This is a genomic window from Pelovirga sp., from assembly GCF_059864205.1.
Window position 1 is genome coordinate 1 of sequence record NZ_JCBCBS010000193.1, and the last position, 17788, is coordinate 17788.

Genomic DNA, 17788 nt, shown 5'->3' on the forward strand with positions numbered 1-17788 from the left:
TGTTCGCTGTTTGTGTGAAGTCGTCTGGAAGCGCCCCTTTGGTAGCCATCTTCCTTTTGAAGCAGGTATGGGAATGAAGTTTGTCGATTTGCCGGTAGAAATTTCTGAGCAGCTGGATGACTGGGTTCGCAGCCAGAGCTAATCGGCGTTGGTCATACAGTTAAGAAAGACAGCCTGCCGTCATTCTGCGCCAAAGCAAAACGAAGTCGCAGAATTCATATCCGCTTTTCTGCTTTACTGGAGTCAAACAGACAACCAGATAAACAATATGTGTCGACAGCGTAATCAGCAGTTGTTGATCAAAGCAATAGCTCGCTCCAGCCTTTTAACTGCGCGTTCCTTACCGATAATCTGCAGAATGTCGTAGATGCCCGGACTGGCCGTACCGCCGGTCAGCACAACCCGCAGGGGCTGACCAATCTTACCAAACTTCAGGCCGGTGATTTCCATCACCTTGGCGAAGGCTTTTTCGATTGTGTCATGGTCAAAATCACGTTGTTGCGCCAGCACCTCCCGTACAGTCATCAGCATGCTTTGGTGTTCTGCAGTAATAAATTTAGCTTGTGCCGCTTCATCAAAAAGCACTTCATCCCGATAGTAAAAAGCTGCTCCTGCAGCCATTTCGACCAGGGTGGCAGAACGTTCCTGCAGACTTTTAACGACTTCAACCAGCTCAGGTCCGCCGTCAACACTAACCTCCGCCGCCGCCAGAAACGGCAGCAACAGGTCAGCCAGACGGTCAGGATCGCCGGTTTTGATGTAATGACTGTTAAGCCACAGCAGTTTTTCCGGATTGAACACACCAGCGGAGCGCCCTACCCCTTCCAAACTGAATTTTTCAATCAGATCGGTCATGCTGAAGATCTCTTCATCCCCCAGTGACCAGCCCAGGCGCACCAGGTAGTTGACCAGCGCTTCCGGTAGATAGCCAAGCTCTTTATAAGCCATGACCGAGGTAGCGCCGTGGCGCTTGGATAAACGCTTTTTGTCAGAACCGAGAATCATTGGTACATGGGCAAACAGTGGCACCTGATAGCCTAACGCCTGATACAGCAGGATCTGTCGCGGTGTGTTATTGAGGTGATCATCGCCACGAATCACCAGGGTGATGCCCATTTCCGCATCATCAACAACCACGACAAAATTGTAGGTGGGAGTACCGTCACTACGCTGGATGATCAGGTCGTCCAGTTCTTCGTGGCGAAACGTTACTGCCCCTTTGATCTGATCAGCAACAACCGTTTCACCTTCAGGATTCGGCAATTTAAAACGGATGACATGGGGGGCGTCAGGATGATCGATCCGTTTACGGCAGGTGCCGTCATACTTGGGTTTGCGCCCTTGTTCCATGGCCAGTTGGCGCTTGGCATCAAGTTCTTCCGGGGTACAATAACAACGGTAAGCCTTACCTTCGTTAAGCAACTGCATGACTTTTTGCTGATAAAGGCCAAAACGCTCCGTCTGATAATAGGGGCCTTCATCACAGCGCAAACCGAGCCATTCCATGGCATCGAGAATCGCCTGCACCGATTCTTCGGTTGAACGCGCAAGATCGGTATCTTCAATTCTCAAGACAAAAGTGCCCTGCTCTTTTTTAGCCAGCAGATAATTGAACAAGGCGGTTCTGGCACCGCCGATATGCAGGTATCCCGTTGGACTGGGAGCAAAACGAACACGCAATTCAGACATAGAAACTCCTTGGTTAAATAAACTGTCCCGCCGCACGCAGCGAGGCCGTTGAATTGAGAAGACAGAATTTAGAATCCAGAAGAAAATCCAGGGCATCATCTTGACGATAATGACTTCAGAATCCGGAGCTTAATCTATTAAAAGTCCAGCATACCCCACAACCCGACTGTTATCGCCACTTTTTTCACCGGAATGGCTGTAACGTACCAGGTCACAGTTTTGTGCGCCCAGGGCTTTGGCCGCTTCCATCACGGCAACAACAGCAAAAACGCCACACATGCTGATTTGTTGCTCAGCAACCACCCGATACAGCCGCTGAGGATCAAAAGATGTCATGGCATCGATAGCTAGAGAATCGAGTCGGACATTCTCTGCAGCCGGTAAAAAATGATTCATATCACTGCTGGCAACCAGCAGCACCGACTGATTCCAGGTTTTCAGTGCCCGAGCAATTCCGGCGCCCAAATCACAGAGCCGGGAAAAGTCAGAATGCTTTAAGGTGACAGGAACAATCTCCAGTTGTGGTTGTACATGTTGCAGAAACGGCAGCAGCACTTCAAGGGAATGTTCCTGCTGATGGGCACGGTCATCCAGCACCAACTGCGGTATTTCAACAAGCAGATGTGCGCGTAAATCTGCCGCAACAGTGACGTCCCCCAGGGGGGTCGCCCAGGCATCGACAGCGCTGACAGCCATTTGCTCTCCCCTGCCATGATGATTGGGGCCGAGCAGAATGACTTGCTGCGGTACCTTGATGCGGGAAATCACCGCGCCGGCCACATCACCCGAATACACATAACCGGCATGGGGCAGCACTACCGCCGTTGCTATCTGTTGCTGCTCCACAGTTGCGATAAAAGATGTCAACTGACGGGTCAGTTCAATGGCACTGGCGGGATAAAAGAGTCCGGCGACAACAGGCTGACGAATCATGGCTCCTCCTGTGAACAAATATCCGGCTAAAGGTTGAATACGATTTTAACCCCGATCGACAACAGCACCACGGCAAAAATCCGAATCAGTCTGGTCTGACTGGTTCTACCGGCAAAGCGCACGCCCAGGCGCGCACAGATCATGGTCACCGGCGCCACCAGGAGAACCACCAGCCAGTTAACGTAACCGAGAGAATAAGGAGCAACAAGCGGCTGTTGCAATCCATGCCAGATATAGCCTGTCACCGCTGCCAAAGATGACACGACAATCAGGGCACTTGAATTGCCAACTGCCAGGCGCATCGGCAGATGCAATAGCAGCAGCAGCAAGGGAACAGTGATTACCCCGCCACCGATACCAAAAAAAGCCGAAAAAGACCCACCGATAAAGCCAACCGCAACAAACTGCCGGGGGCGCGCGCAATCAATAGATTCCGGTGGCAGATAAGGCTGCTTGAAAAAAAGCAGACGCACGCTGATGACAATCTGTAACAGACCAAAACAGATTTTGAGGATACTGCCGGACACCAGTGCCGCGACGGTGGCGCCGAGCAAACCGCCAATGATGCCACCTAGCGCAAGATAAAGGACCATCTCACCATGGATGTTACCACGTTTGCGATGCCCGAGGGTGCTGATGACAGCGGTTGGCAGAATGATCGCAAGGCTGGTACCAAATGCCGTGTGGACAACCAGTTCCGGTGGTAATCCGGCCAGCGGAAACAGCCATAAAAACAGTGGCACCAGAACAACCCCGCCACCAATTCCCAGCAAGCCGGCAAGAAAACCGGCGATCACACCGAAGGTGATGGTCAGGATAATGATCTGGGGAGTAAGGAGTTCCATGGAGAATGATCTAAAAAAAAGTGCCAGCCGTAAAAAAGGCTGGCACTTCTGGATTATTGGAGGCCCCGAGCAGATTCGAACTGCTGATAAAGGTGTTGCAGACCTCTGCCTTACCACTTGGCGACGGGGCCGATATGTGCCGATCCGGCGTGCAGATTGAAGTACCAAATAGACCGTGGAGTGTCAAGGAGAAAATCCTTCCGTTTAAAACAAGGTAGTCGAAGATGAAACATATCAACGAACTGTTTGCGCATCCTGATGCGCCGTTTCAGGCCAGCGCACACGATAGATCGCTTGGGTTTTTTCGTCACTGATATACAGATCACCCTGATCTGACACGGCCAAAGCAATCGGCGCCCCCCACACAGTATTCCAACCACGGAGAAAATCGCTTGAGTTACCAATGATTGCTCCCTGCTGATAAGAAAAACGAATAATTTTTGGGCCGGAAAGTGATAAACGATAACCGCTGCCACTGCATAATATATAGATACTGTTCTGATACTCCACAGGGGCCATTAATCGGTTACCGAAAGCTAAGCCCATGGGTTGGCACAAAGGAGGCAGATCAACTGTTGCCGGCACGCTATCATGGCATAATTGTGCTGAGCCTAATTGTGGATCGGGAGTCTGTTGGCCATAGCAATAAGGCCAGCCATAATGCTCGCCCTCACTGATGCGATTCAACTCATCCGCTGGCGGGATTCGTCCCTGCAATACACGACTGATGTCGGTTCCCCATAACAAGCCAGTATCAGGAGCAACAGCCAGCCCCAGGCTGTTCCGCAAACCACGAGCCAATTCACGCGTAGCTCCGGTATCGGGATCAATCCGCATAATGGTCCCCCGTCGCTGATCCTCCTCCTCGCAAGCATTACAGCGTGAACCAATAGAAAGAAAAAGAAATCCATCAATGTCACTGGTCAACGCGCGCATCCAGTGACCACCATCATCCGGCAAACCATCAAGCAGGATCCTTTCTGCATCGACCTGCAGATCCTGATTGTGATCGAACAGCTCAATCACCTGATACGGCTCAGCAACAAATAACCGACCATTGCCGGCGGCCAAACCGAAAGGACGATCCAGACCGGAATGATAGAGAATGGGCCTATCCGTGGGGTGCGCACTGCTGATCTGATCAATTAAATAGATCGCACCAAGATCAGACAAGGTCACGTACAAGCGGTTATCAACGATCAGCATCTGTCGGCCCGGTGACGGCAAACGGGCAATCAGTTGGATAATTACAGGGGCTGTACTTTCCAGAAACCTTTCAGTCATGAATTCGGACAGTTGATCAGCAACAGGAACCTCAATGCTGATCAGATAAGGATCGGGGCTGGTTGTTTTTTGGGCAGTGAGGCGCGGCATATGCTGGGGGAAAAACTGATTAAGCAACGCCAGAGAGGCTAAAGCGGTTATCGCCAGAGTCAATACGGTCGCGCGGATATTGGTGAGTTTGAGCAGCAACCCCATTCCGGCGCCAAGTAGAAAGACCGGCAGCAACAGATAGAGTGATGAACGCCCATATTGACCGGTCACCAGAAAGGCACTGAGCCAGCCCGCAAGAAGAATGATGGCAACGGTTAATCTTTGAACCTGTTTTTTCATCTCAAACTCATCTGGATGAGGTGTACCAACGCGTCAAGGTTATCATAAAAACGGGGTATCTGTTCAGCAGCGGGTCGGGAATCCTATGGCAAGGGATGCTTTTCGTCTATTGATCTTCTCCAAACCAACAATGGTATCTACTGATCTTGTGGATATCAGTATCAGCCGCAAGGGCAGCAAGATATTTTTTTGCAACAGGGAAAAGATGCAAAAAGCCAGGAGAATAAGATGATCTCAAATCACTGAGCCCAACCCCGATCATTTTTAACCTGGCCTCTTTAGCCGTCCACAAGCGATAAAACCCACGCCGTTGGCGGGCAGCAGAATAATCAGCAAACAATCTCTTCTCAGCGTCATCAAAAGCATAGTCACCAAGCTGCTCCAGATGGTTCCGGTTGATAACCCCTTCGACATCAACGCCGACGTCAGAACCTGCTGTTACAGCAAGGGTTGCCCAGTCACCCGAGTGAGACAGATTAAACTTGATATCTGACTGATGTTTCTCATTGAGGGAAGGTTTCCCCTGCTCACTGTAGGCAAGCACAATGGACGCAGGTGAACACTGCAGATAACCGGCAAGAATCCGTCGCAACCCGTAGCGGGCGGCAACAAATTTGATTTGCTGCTGCCATCTTATAAAGCGCTCAGCGCGGCTAATCTCATCGGCAGACAGGCATTGGCGCAGGCCGCCGGCAGCTGTGGCTGAAATATCGATACGAAAGCGCCACAGATGCAGTTCATGGGGATCAAGCTGAAGATTTTCCGGAGCTATCTGCCAGCGGGAAATGTCAGGCTTCACGCAAATGCCCTTGTTGCAGCCAGGATTCCAAACGCTGTAGACCTTGTTCAACACTGATTTCCGGACAGTAGCCAAAATCATTTTTTGCTGCTGATAGATCGAACCAGTGCGCAGTTGCCAGCTCTTTGGCAACAAAGCGGGTCATAGGTGGTTCACCGGGCAAATTGAAAGAACGATAAATCAACTCAAGGATTGCTCCGGCAGCATAAGCCAGCCGGGGGGAAATGGTGCGTGTCACCGGAGGAAGATTACCGGCGGCGAGGATGCGGTTGATCAGATCCCATAAGGGCAGGGGTTCGTTATTGGCGATAAAGTAGGCCTTGCCGGCAACCGCAGACCCGGGTGACAGGGCCGCTGCCGCCTGCAGATGAGAACGGGCGGCGTTAGTAATATAGACGCTGTCAACCAGCTTACTGCCCGCCCCAACTTTGCGCAACTGTCCCTTACTCCCACGTTCAAGAATCCGGGGGACCAGATGATTGTCTCCCGGCCCCCAGATCAGATGAGGGCGCAGTGCTACTGTTGCCAACTGCTCGTCGTTGGCAGCCAGCACCAGCTGCTCGGCCAGGGCCTTGGTTTGCGGGTAAAAGGCGTGAAATTTATCAGGATAAGGAACCGTTTCATCAACCCCTTCCATATCGTTACCATCAAAAACAACACTCGGCGAGCTGGTATAGACCAACCGCAGCACACCGGCCTGGCGACAGGCAGTGATGACGTTCTGCGTGCCGCTGACATTGCTGCGGTAAAAATCCTCGTAGCGGCCCCAGACACCGGCCTTGGCCGCAACATGATAGACCAGATCACAACCGCTGACCGCCTGATCAACAAGAACCTGGTCAGTCAAATCGCCAATAAACTGTTCGACCCCGATGTCCTCCAGTGCCGCTGAGGGATGCCGCGCCAAAGAGCGTACATGTTCACCCTGTTCCCTCAACAGGCGGACAATAGCACCACCAAGAAAGCCGCGGCCACCGGTGACCAATATCATGATGTCTCCTGTTGCTGGGCCCAGACCGCCAATTTTTCGCGGAAAATTTTGGCGTTGTGGCGGATATCAACGGGAAAGGCAGGATGAATCAAAAAGCGTTCGATCCGAGCCGTATGCGTGAATCTGGCGGCGATGGCGCGCAGATCGTCAATAATCTGCTGGTGCTGGGCGCGAGGGATTCCGGATTCGAGTTCAACACAGATAAGCGGCACCGTCTTGTCGTCAATTTTTACACCAACCAGAGCGGTACGAAACACCTGCGGATGGGTATTGAAAACCCCTTCGCAGGGGATGGTAAACAGGGTCTCTTGAGTACTAATGACGCGGTGGCTCTTGCGCCCACAGAACCAGATTCGCCCCATATCGTCACGGTAACCAAGGTCGCCCATGCGGTGAAAAAACCGCTGGTTGATGGGATCGGCAATCTTCGCCAACCGGGTTGATTCTGCCTGGTTGAAGTAGGAACGGGTCACCTGTTGACCGGTAACGATAATTTCGCCAATCTGGTCGACAGCAAGTAATAATTTGCTGTCAAACTGATCTATCACCTCATCACTGATGGGAATGATAGCAACCTCAACCCCCGGAACCGGTCGGCCAACGCACACCCCGCGCCCCTGATCAGTTCGCTGGCGGGTCTGCTCAAGAATGGTCGCACTATCAATCGAACAGACCGGCAGGGCTTCGGTAGCCCCATAAGGGGTAAAGATACGCACATTCTCAGGCAGCAAATGGCTGAACTGCTCCAACGTCGTCGCGGCTACCGGGGCGCCGGCTGAGATCACTCGCTTAAGGGTCGGCAAGCTGATTCCATGTTGGTTACCATACAACGCCACCCGGCGGATCAAGGCCGGCGAACCGAACATGGTTGTCACTTCAAAACGCTTGATGGCGCTGATGATCTTTTGTGGATCGACTTCTCCCGGGCGAGTGAAATCCATCTGCGGAATCACTGCCGTCATCCCCAGGGCCGGCGCGAACAGGGCAAAAAGAGGAAAAGTCGGCAGATCAATTTCTCCGGGTTGAATCTGGTAGATATTTTTAAGGGCTTGTACCTGGGCAATAAAATTCTGATGGGTATAAACCACCCCTTTGGGGACACCGGTGCTACCGCTGGTGAAAAGAATAGCGGCGGTCTCATCAGGTTCGGGGTCAATCGGTGGGCATGTCACCTGCTCGTCTGTTGTGGCAAGGAGGTTTGGCAGGGAATATTCATCAAACCATAAGCGTGGGCCGGTGGTCAGCCGCACGGCCAGGGTGCGCCGTGCCCAACCCAACAGGCGCCGCGCCAAATGGGCCTTGGGGATACCGATAAAGGCTGTTGGTTGCGCTTCTTCCAGGCAGGTTTTCAGATTTTTTGTCCCCATGCCGGGATCAACCAGCACCGGCACAGCTCCGACCTTGAACAAGGCGAAGGTCAGGGCAAAAAATTCCAGACCAGGAGGCACCATCAGCACCGTTCGAACGCCGCGACCAATGTCCAGGTTAATCAAAACCGCTGCGATACAATTACTCTGACGCTCAAGCTCGGCGTAGGTATAGCTGGCATATTTCTGCTGCAGCGTGAAGCGTCCGACGGGGCAATAAACGGCAACCGTGTCCGGCTGGCGGCCGGCCATCGCGGGCAGGTAGGCGGCGATATTACCGAAGGGTTCAGAAATCATGATGTCTTGCGTTGTTTATCCAGTGGGTGTTGGCGCAGAAAATCACGGATGATCGGGATAACCTCTTCCGTAGCATCTTCCAGGAGGTAATGACCGCAATCAGCAAAATGATGGACATCGGCCTGGGGAAAATGTTTTTCCCACTCACGCAAAAAATGCTGATCAAAAACAAAATCCTTTTCCCCCCAGAGAATACAGACCGGCACCTTTTTGAATTGTGTCAGACCTTGCTCGACTTCGCTCACCAGAGCATAGCTGGGGTCCTCAGGCTGCAGAGGGATGTCCTGTACAAAACGCAAGGTTGCAATCCGGTGCTGCCAGTTATCGTAAGGGCTGCAATAAAACTGACGCAGTTCGGTGGGCATTGGATTGCGCTTGCAGCCGACCTTGGCCGCAGCACGGGCAAAGAGGTTGAAACCCTGCACCAGAAAGGCTCCAAACTGGGTGTCTCGACAGATTTTTAGCGCCAGTGGCAGTTTTTTACCGTCCGGCAGATGAAAAGCAGCGGTGTTCATCAGTACCAGTCGCGCTAGACGCTGCGGGTGGCGAATTGCCCAGGCCATGCCGATCATGCCCCCCCAGTCATGAAGAACCAGGGTTATTTTTTCCGGTAACTGCAGATGATCAATCAAGCGCTCAAGATCATCAACCCGCTGTTTGAGGCGATAATGATACAGGGAGTCGGCCGGCTTCATTGACAGTCCGCAGCCGATATGGTCAGGCACAATGACGCGATGACGCTTGCTCAGTTGGCGCGCCAGGTTGCGATAATAGAAAGACCAACTTGGATTACCGTGGAGCATCACAACCGGATCGCCCTTGCCTTCGTCAAGATAATGATAAGCCAGGCCGTTCAGATCGAGAAAGTTGCTTTTAAAGGGGTATTCGGATTTAAACAACGGAGAATCAATTACCATTGGATTGCCATCATCAGACAGTTCAGGCCACTGCCGATGCCGAGAAAGCCGACCAGGTCACCGGCGCGCAGCAGATCGCGTTCTTTGGCGATGGCCGCGGTGATCGGCAGGGATACCGTGCCCATATTACCGAGGAATTCGTAGGTTTGAAAATCCTTTGCCGGATCGATACCGAGGGTCTGCAAAATCAGGCGCTGATGTGCTTCTCCCACCTGATGACAGATGACCTTATCGATTTTATCAGCGGTGATGCCAAGTTTACGACTGAAAAGCTCCCAGGTGCGTTTGCCCAGTTCAACCCCGTGTTTCATGACAGCAACCGCATCGGTCTGCATGAACGGTTGTTGGCAGGCGGTGGACTCCTGATGCATTCCCCAGCGACACAGTTGATGATATTGGGGTTCAGCGACGTTGACCCCACCCAGCAGTTTTGGCCGCCGCGACGGCGAGAAGGAACCGTCAGTTAACAACACCGCTGCTGCTCCGGAGCCACCGGTCAGGGTTGCCAGGGAGTGGGTAAACAGGGGCATGGTCGGATTGTCGAGCATCTTCTGAATCATAATCTCGTTAATTTCCCGCGAACTTTCGCAGGCAACAACCAGACCAGCGCGAATCTGCCCCAGTTCAATCCGGTTAGCGATATCAAGTACTCCATTAAGAACACCAAGGCAAGCATTTGAAATATCGTAGATTGCTACATCACCTCGCACCCCAAGTGCCGAAGCAACCAGGCAGGCGGTAGCCGGCTCAAAATGCTCACGACAAACCCCGGCATAAACCACCGCGCCGATATCCTCAGCAGCGATATTGAGCTCCTGTAACGATTTTTTTGCCGCGGCGATGGCTCCGTCCGAGATCGAGGTGTTTGGTTTCCACCAGCGGCGCTCACGGATGCCGGTCAGTGCTTCCAACTGTCCCGGAGCGATATGTAGCGCTTTGTAGACCGGTGCTAACCGGTTTTCCAGTTCGGTCGAGGTAACAACGATGGGAGCCAGTTCATAACCAACCGATTCGATATGGACACGGGTATATTTCATTGAGGTATTAATTTCACCATGGCAAAAGACTCCCCCGCCGCAAGCAACGCGGCATAGGGATTAAAAGTTTTGAATACAGAATCCGGAAGAAAAAAAACGTCATTATTCATCAATTACTTTGCTTGGTAGCCCCGTTCCCTGCTGAACAGATACGAAACAAAAAGTATCAGTTTATCGGCAAATATTTCTGGATTCTGACTCCTGAATTCATTTCAAGCTAACGCAACAAACTGCGGGGAATCAGACCCTTTTATTGATTGAAAGTAGATGGTTCAGCGCACCTTGTAACATAATTCACCCGACAGGTGAAGCATCAGCGCTTTTATGGGTGAAGCCGCAAGGCAAACTGCTTCATCTGGTAGATGATTTTACCATCTACTGACAACAGTCCATCAGCCTTAAGGGTTCTACTGTGATCATCAACTGCGGTAATGACCGCTTCGATTTCCACGCGCTGATTGGTCGGGATAATCTGGCCACGGTAATTCCAGCGATGCTCCTCCCCCAGCGCTATGGCTTCAAAGCGCGTCGCGGCAGAGGCACCCCAGCGCTCGGCGGCAACCACTTTGAGTAGTTGCAGAAACGATTCAAGACCTAATGAACCGGGACAGACCGGATCCTGATAAAAATGTGCCTTGAAAAACCATTCGTCGGGATCGACGATTTTGCTGCCACGGATAAAGCCCAGCTGTTGCGGCCCACCATCAGCGATGAACAGATCGATCGTATCGACCATCCGCAGCATGGTGGCGGGAAATGGTGCTTGCTCGGGATAGTCGAAGGATTTGGCACGGTTGATTTGCTCTGCCGACGGTTGCCAGCTTGTGGCTCCGCGCACACCGACCTGCTGAGCCAGTGCGGCTGCAGAGAAGAAACCAAAGACGGTGGAGCCGGTATAAACCGGTCCCACCTGGTCCCGCACATGAAAATCATACCCCTGGATAATCATCCCGCCGCTACTGGCAACCCGGGTAATCTCGACCTCGATGCTGAGAGTCCCGCTAGTTGCTGTCACCGCCTTGTGTTGAATCGCCTGACCGTCCAGGTTGCGGAATGACAGATCGGTATCGCTGGTTAGCGCCGAACCCAGATAGGCAGCCAGCCAGCCGCAGGGCTGAAGACCGATCTCGAGCAAAACACTAAAGGGAATTTCCGGTTGTCGCCCGGCGGCGAAGTACCAGGCATCCGGCGGCACATCGTACTGGGCTACGACTGTAGCTCCCTCAATCAGCTTCCAGGGCTCCCCCTTGACATCCATTATCCGGTCAAGGAACTGGAACGGCGGTCCGGGCAGGCGCGCAATCTTACGCTCCTGATCAAAAATTCGATAAGGTTCACCAAAGGCCGCTGAAGGGTTGCCGATGGCAAAAGCGGTTATGCGCTCGCGGTCGTAAAGAACGCGCTTGTCTTCAGTTGTGACCGGTTGCGGCTGACCCAGCCATAACGCCTCGACTTTGTTACGATCAAGACCGCTCAAACGTACCGACATGTCAGGAATCTCGACAATCGGGTGATCATCGGCAAACATCAGGGCATCAACAATGGCAAAAGGCTCCGGACCATAGCCCAATTCCTTGATGCTCACCTGGTAGGTGACCTTTTTCGTTGTTTCAATGACCTGACCGCGACATTTTAAACCACTGTGGACACCGGGTACCGGTTCACACCAGGTAGTGCCGCTCTCGCCGATCCACCCCATGCGCAGCAGATAAATTCGTAAGGTATGCATACAGCATTCATACATCAGGGTTCCCGGCATAACCCGATCATCAACAAAGTGGCAGGTTAAAAACCAGGCGTCGGGTTGGATATCCATTTCCGCCCTAATCTGTCCCAGGCCATAACGTCCCCCTGCCGGGTCAAGCACAAGCACTCGATCAACCAGTTTCAATTTGCCGCCGGGCAGGGTGTAAGGATCGTCCAGCGGCAAGCCGGCAAAGGCGGCGCCAAAACAACCGGCCAGATCGCCGGCATAGAGAGCTGCAACCTGGACATCGCTGTAGGATTCGACTGTTAGCGGCACCAGTTGCCGCCAGTCAGCAGGCAAACGTCCCGGCTGCGGCAGCAGATCGAGGCGGGTATGAACAATGCCCTTGCCTGCTGCCAGTTCCGCGGCACTGAAGAAGCCGGCGCAACCATCGCGCATACTCAACAGGGGTTCACCATTGACCGTCGCTTCAAAATGAAAACGGAACAGATAGGTCTGGTCCTGCCGGAAAAATTTGTCGATGTGGATATCGTAACGGATAGTCTCGCCGATCGTCGGTAAGCCACGATGAAAGGTAACAACCGCATCAAGCAGGCGATAGACCGCCTGTCCCCTGGTGATAAAATCGATGCCCAGATACCCGGACAGAAACAGGTCAGCCTGACCGGCTTCCACTGCAACACAGGTGGGGATACGGCCACCATCAAGATACCAGCGCTCAGCAGTGACATCATGCTCGGTAACCACCCGTCCAAAGCTCATGGAGCGGGGTTCCCCTTCAAGAGCGACAATCCGGTCAACCAGCATCAGGGGCTCATCGGGCAGGCGCACGCGCGTGGGGAAGGTATCGACTTCGGCAAAATCGTTGCCCAGCATTTTAGCCACCGACCCGATGGCAAACTCCATACACATAGAGCGATCAAAAACCGGAGCAATCCTGCTGAGGTTTTGTTCTGACACAGCCGTTTGACTATGTATCACTGAAACATGATCGGCATGCTGGCTTTCTTGTTCACAGTCGATGTTTAATTGTGCCAGGTCAAGGTTGCACCCCTCCCCGTGTTGCAGAAGTTGCTGCTGATAAGCGATCTGCTCAGCGAGGGTGTGTTCCAGATCGGCTGACAGCTCCAGAAAAGCCGCATGGGCGCAAGCCCCTGCCGCGACAGCATCACGAAATCCGCTGGTTAATTGAGCAAGCGCAGTGCCCCCGTTGGTGGTCGTCATCTCTGAGGTCAAGGGGACCTGCTCCCCTGTCGCTGCTGCAGAAGGTATCGGATTGATTGCTGGAGCCTGCGGCACAACCGGTTGTTCTGGTGATTGTTCAGTCACCGCTAGCGTTGGCGCAAAGGCAGGACCACCTCTGCTGGTGGCGATCTGTGGGCGCTGTGTGCTTCCGGCGGCTACCTCGATATGGCTGGTGGAATACAGTGGTGACAGATCTACCTTGACCCCTTCAACCAGGCAGTGGCCTAACAGGCGCAACAGCTGCAACACCGCATCCTGTCCCGGCACACAGAAAGAACGCGCCAGGTGAGGACGTTCAGCGAGGATACTGGAAATCATCCGCGAGCAGGACGAACCCGGGCCGACTTCAAGGAAGATTCTGGCACCATCAGCATAAAGACGTTCAATCAGCCGTGGATAGTCGATGGTATCGAGAGCCTGGGCCAGAATCGCATCGGCGGCGTTGGTTGTGGTCAGGGGGTATTTAGCGCCGAAGGCGCAACTGTAGAAATCGATGCCGCGAGGCACTCTGACATCAAACAGATGAAGATTGCGGTAGGCATCTGCCACCGCTTTTGTTACCTCACAATGAACCGTCGTAACCCCGTGCAAGGGGATAAAATGGCCGCCCAGTTCCTTGACAGTCGCTCCAACCTGCCGGCGCTGGCCGCCGATAACACACTCTTTGTAGGTGTTGATGATCAACAGGTAGACCTGTTTTTTGCCGGCAATCACCTTGTTGACCTGATCGGCTGCGGCATTGACAATCCCCAGAGACCAGTCAACCTGTTGACCGGGGGGCAACCCCCATATGCGCCGCGCGGCACGACACTCACCAGCCAGCTCGCGGGTAAACAGGGAGGAATCCTTGAGGCGTTGCAGCATGGCATCGCGTTCACGCCAGGCACCGGTAGAAAAGAGTCCGGACGATTCGCCGAGACTGTAACCACTGACCATCTGCGGCCGGACAGCAAACCGGCTGAGGAGATCATGCAAGGCGGTACACAGGGCCACATGGGAAATCACCAGCGCGTTGTGATCTTCCAGCACAGCGTCGCTCAATGCACCATTCCAGAAACGCTGCGGCTGATATTGATCGGCCAGATAGGAACTGCCGGCTTCCTGGGCACTATAGATTTCCGGCCAGCGCGCTGCCAGATCTCGTCCCATGCCGGCAAAATGATTACCGGATCCAGGAAAAACAAAGGCCAGCTTGCCATTGGTCGCAAGGCGCTCACGACTAAAGAATGCCCGCTCACGCTGCGCCGGGGATAACAAATCAGTGAAACTAAGGGTCTCATCGGCAGCAAGGCGGTCAAGTTGCAGTGTTACCTGATCGATCTGAACAATCAGATCCGCAGGGTTTTCGACAACAAGCGCCAGACACAGTGGCGCATCGGGTTCAGGTGGATGGTGGCGATACCAGCGCTGCGCCAGCTGATCGGCCGATTCAGCGCTATAGCGAGAGGTGAGATTTGTTAACTCGGTCAGTTTTTCGCCCACCGCGTTAAAAGTATTGGCGCTGATGACAAAAAGCCCTGCCGCCAGATCACCTAAGGGGCGATTGACCCCGGATACAGGCTCGTTGCCCTGGTGTTCCTCGATAATCAGAGCAGAATAACTGCCATCATTGCCCAACGCCGTAACCATGGCGCGACGTTCCCCGGCGGCACGGTTGGTTACCCAGTACTGGGGCGCATCAGCGATCTGAAATCGCCCGGTGGTGGTTGTCCATTCAGAGCGCAATCTGGCCAGCTTACGGACGGGGGGCAACAGACGCTGTTTTAAACAAAGTATCGTTTTAATAACAGCAGCCATCCCTGAAGCGCCACCGGCATGACCGATATCTGCTTTGACACTGCCGAGCCAACACGGGGGAAGGTTGTCACCCAGCGCCAGAAACTCAGACAAAACAGCTGCCTCGAGGACATCAGCTTCAGGGTCGCCACTGCCATCAACCTCCAGATAGCCAATATTCATGGGCTTGGCCCCGGCACTGCTGCATGCCCCACGTAGCGCCCTGCGTAGCACCTCAGGCAAAGGCAACACCCCTGCAACTGTGCCACCTATGGCGGTGCCGATGCCACTGATGACGGCATGGATTTGATCGCCATCCTGGCGGGCATCATCCAGACGTTTGAGCACCAGCGCTCCCGCCCCTTCCCCAAACTGGATCCCCTGACTTTCCGCATCAAGGGGTCGAGACTGACCAGGACCGGCAAAAGGGGTCATTTGCTGACGGCAGACAAGATCGCGCAGGTCGGCGGCCAGATCAACAGCGCCAACCAGCGCACGCTTGATGGAACCTTCCTGCAGGGCATGGATTGCCACCTCCAGTGCGCGCAAACTGGAATTTTCTTCACTGCAAAGGGTGAAGCTCGGACCACCGGCACCAAATTCGCGGGCAATGCGGCTGGCAGTTACACTCCCCAGTGCACCCATGGTACGGTTGGCAGTCAACGCCGGCCCGGCCGCAGCACGCAGCTCAGCAATCCAGGCGCCAAGTTCCTCCTCATTTAATTCAAGATCCAGTTCTTGCGCCCAAATGCGGGCCTGTTGCGCCAGACCCCAGCGAAAGCTGAAATTTGTCGCATTCAGATCGAGACCACAACCGATGAAGATGCCGGTAAACAGATGATCGTCTTGAGCAGCACCGGCATCCTCTAAGGCGGCTGCGGCAACCTTAAGCATCAGCAACTGGCGTGGCAGCATTTCTGCCATCTCGGTTGGCGGGATGCGAAACTCACCAGCAGCAGCGCCGATGGGTCCGAGACAAAACCCCTGCGGCAGGCCATCCGGGAAAATCTGCTGAAGCCAACGACTTTCCCCGGCACCCCACCAATGGTCCGGAGATTGTGGCTGCGCCTTATCGTCAACACCAAAAAACCGCTGCTGCAACATCTCCAGTTCAGACCAGGGGCCGTAATGGGCTGCCAGCCCGACCACTGCGACCGGCGTCTGACGTGCTGTAACCGAGGGATGCAGGGTCACTTTCTTTCGCGCAGATCGTTCCGGCAACCATTCCTCAAGCAACATGTGCGCGTTGATACCACCGAAACCAAAAGCACTGACGGCAGCACGCCGCGGTATCTCAGGACGACGGGGTTGCCAGTTGCAGGACTGGTCAAGAAGTCGAAATGGACTTTTATCGAGATCAATACCTGGAGCCGGCTGCTCAAAATGTGCCTGTGGCGGCAGGGTGTGATGGGCCAGAGCCAGAATCGCCTTAATCGAGGCTGCGGCACCGGCGGCGGTCAGCAGATGGCCGATATTGGCTTTGACCGAGCCGATAACGCACTGACCACTGCGCCACCCGCTATTGCCCCACAGATTCTGTAAACTGGAAAATTCAACGGCGTCGCCAACCGGGGTACCGGTGGCATGACATTCAATCAGATCCACATCACTCGGCTGCCAACCGGCCTGTCGGTACGCCGCGCGCATCGCCCGCAACTGTCCTTCTGACGAAGGGGCCAGCAGATTTCCCTGCAGGTCATTGGAAAGTCCGATGCCGCGAATGACTGCCAGGATCCGATCACCATCGCGCAGTGCATCACGGGTACGCTTAAGCAACAACAGACCGCACCCTTCGCCGACCACCAATCCGTTACCGCTCTGGTCAAAAGGCGCACAGCGACCCGTAGCCGACAGGGCGCGCAACTGGGAAAAACCCATCTGGGTGTAGAGGGAATCAGGGCGCGACAAGCCACCGGCGAGCATCAGATCAGCTCGACCTGACAACAGCTCATCGCCGGCCAGCTTGATGGCATACAAGGAAGATGCACAGGCAGCATCAAGGGTGAAACAGGTACCACCAAAACCCAACGCCCGTGCCAGTAACGCCGCCGGTAAGCCGGCCACATGATGATTTTGGGCAAGCATCGGCTGGTTATCAACGGTCAGAGGTTTTTCGCAAAGCTTTTCAGCAAAGGTTCTGCCCAACAGTTGCCTGGCCAGGGCGGAGGATTTCTCACTGGGCAACGCCAGGTTGCCGATAATTACCCCGGCGCGCGCCGCATCAAAGGTCTGCTTGGCGGCACTGGTCAAGGTCTGTTGCCCGACCCGTAACAACAGGCGGAACATGGGATCTAGCTGACGCAAAAAATCGGCGTCAATATCAAGCCCGGGGATCGCAGCATCAGTGCCTGTTTCATCCAGAAAACAAGCCTTATCTGAGTACACCCGGTCAACCAGACCAACCCGGGGGTCGTAAATTTCTGCCGCCGGCAGCAGCCAGCGTCCAGGTGGCGGACGACGGGCACTGTTCCTTTTTTGGAGAATTCGCTCCCAGTACTCATCAAGGGTTGCTGCGTCAGGGAACTCCCCCCCTATGGCAACAATAGCAACCGATTGTGTGTAAGCCATTA

The 17788-nt window shown here is 54.0% G+C and carries 10 protein-coding genes and 1 tRNA gene; all 11 read right to left on the reverse strand.

The features are described from left to right. Window positions 1-285: 285 nt before the first annotated feature. The 11 genes from gltX to AC6F7T_RS12040 all read right to left on the reverse strand — a co-directional run bounded on the left by gltX (window position 286) and on the right by AC6F7T_RS12040 (window position 17786). A complete protein-coding gene (gltX, locus tag AC6F7T_RS11990; RefSeq protein WP_500719159.1) occupies window positions 286-1689 on the reverse strand; it encodes a glutamate--tRNA ligase in 1404 nt (467 codons plus the stop codon). Between the two features lie 129 nt (window positions 1690-1818). Further along, window positions 1819-2622: an AmmeMemoRadiSam system protein B gene (gene amrB, locus AC6F7T_RS11995; RefSeq protein WP_500719161.1), complete on the reverse strand. Its 804-nt coding sequence runs from the start codon at window positions 2620-2622 to the stop codon at window positions 1819-1821. 26 nt (window positions 2623-2648) lie between these two features. Continuing rightward, the gene (locus AC6F7T_RS12000) at window positions 2649-3467 is read right to left on the reverse strand and encodes a TSUP family transporter (RefSeq protein WP_500719163.1); all 819 of its coding nucleotides are present in this window, start codon (window positions 3465-3467) and stop codon (window positions 2649-2651) included. Window positions 3468-3524: 57 nt separating this feature from the next. Beyond that, a tRNA-Cys gene (locus tag AC6F7T_RS12005) sits at window positions 3525-3598 on the reverse strand. Between the two features lie 103 nt (window positions 3599-3701). Then, the gene (locus AC6F7T_RS12010) at window positions 3702-5081 is read right to left on the reverse strand and encodes a PQQ-dependent sugar dehydrogenase (RefSeq protein ID WP_500719166.1); all 1380 of its coding nucleotides are present in this window, start codon (window positions 5079-5081) and stop codon (window positions 3702-3704) included. A gap of 106 nt (window positions 5082-5187) precedes the next feature. Further along, window positions 5188-5880 (reverse strand): 4'-phosphopantetheinyl transferase superfamily protein, encoded by a 693-nt coding sequence (locus tag AC6F7T_RS12015; RefSeq protein WP_500719168.1) that lies wholly within the window; start codon window positions 5878-5880, stop codon window positions 5188-5190. Next, window positions 5870-6871 (reverse strand): NAD-dependent epimerase/dehydratase family protein, encoded by a 1002-nt coding sequence (locus AC6F7T_RS12020; RefSeq protein ID WP_500719170.1) that lies wholly within the window; start codon window positions 6869-6871, stop codon window positions 5870-5872. Before AC6F7T_RS12020 ends, AC6F7T_RS12015 begins: the two co-directional genes overlap by 11 nt. Continuing rightward, window positions 6868-8535, reverse strand: coding sequence for a fatty acid CoA ligase family protein (locus tag AC6F7T_RS12025; RefSeq protein ID WP_500719172.1), 1668 nt, complete (start codon window positions 8533-8535; stop codon window positions 6868-6870). The genes AC6F7T_RS12020 and AC6F7T_RS12025 overlap by 4 nt, the downstream gene beginning before the upstream one ends. Beyond that, window positions 8532-9434 carry an alpha/beta fold hydrolase gene (locus tag AC6F7T_RS12030; RefSeq protein WP_500719174.1) on the reverse strand — a complete coding sequence of 301 codons (903 nt, stop codon included), beginning with the start codon at window positions 9432-9434 and terminating at the stop codon, window positions 8532-8534. The genes AC6F7T_RS12025 and AC6F7T_RS12030 overlap by 4 nt, the downstream gene beginning before the upstream one ends. 11 nt (window positions 9435-9445) lie before the next feature. Next, window positions 9446-10489: a 3-oxoacyl-ACP synthase III gene (locus AC6F7T_RS12035; RefSeq protein ID WP_500719176.1), complete on the reverse strand. Its 1044-nt coding sequence runs from the start codon at window positions 10487-10489 to the stop codon at window positions 9446-9448. A gap of 322 nt (window positions 10490-10811) precedes the next feature. Next, window positions 10812-17786 (reverse strand): beta-ketoacyl synthase N-terminal-like domain-containing protein, encoded by a 6975-nt coding sequence (locus AC6F7T_RS12040; protein WP_500719178.1) that lies wholly within the window; start codon window positions 17784-17786, stop codon window positions 10812-10814. Window positions 17787-17788: the final 2 nt, after the last annotated feature.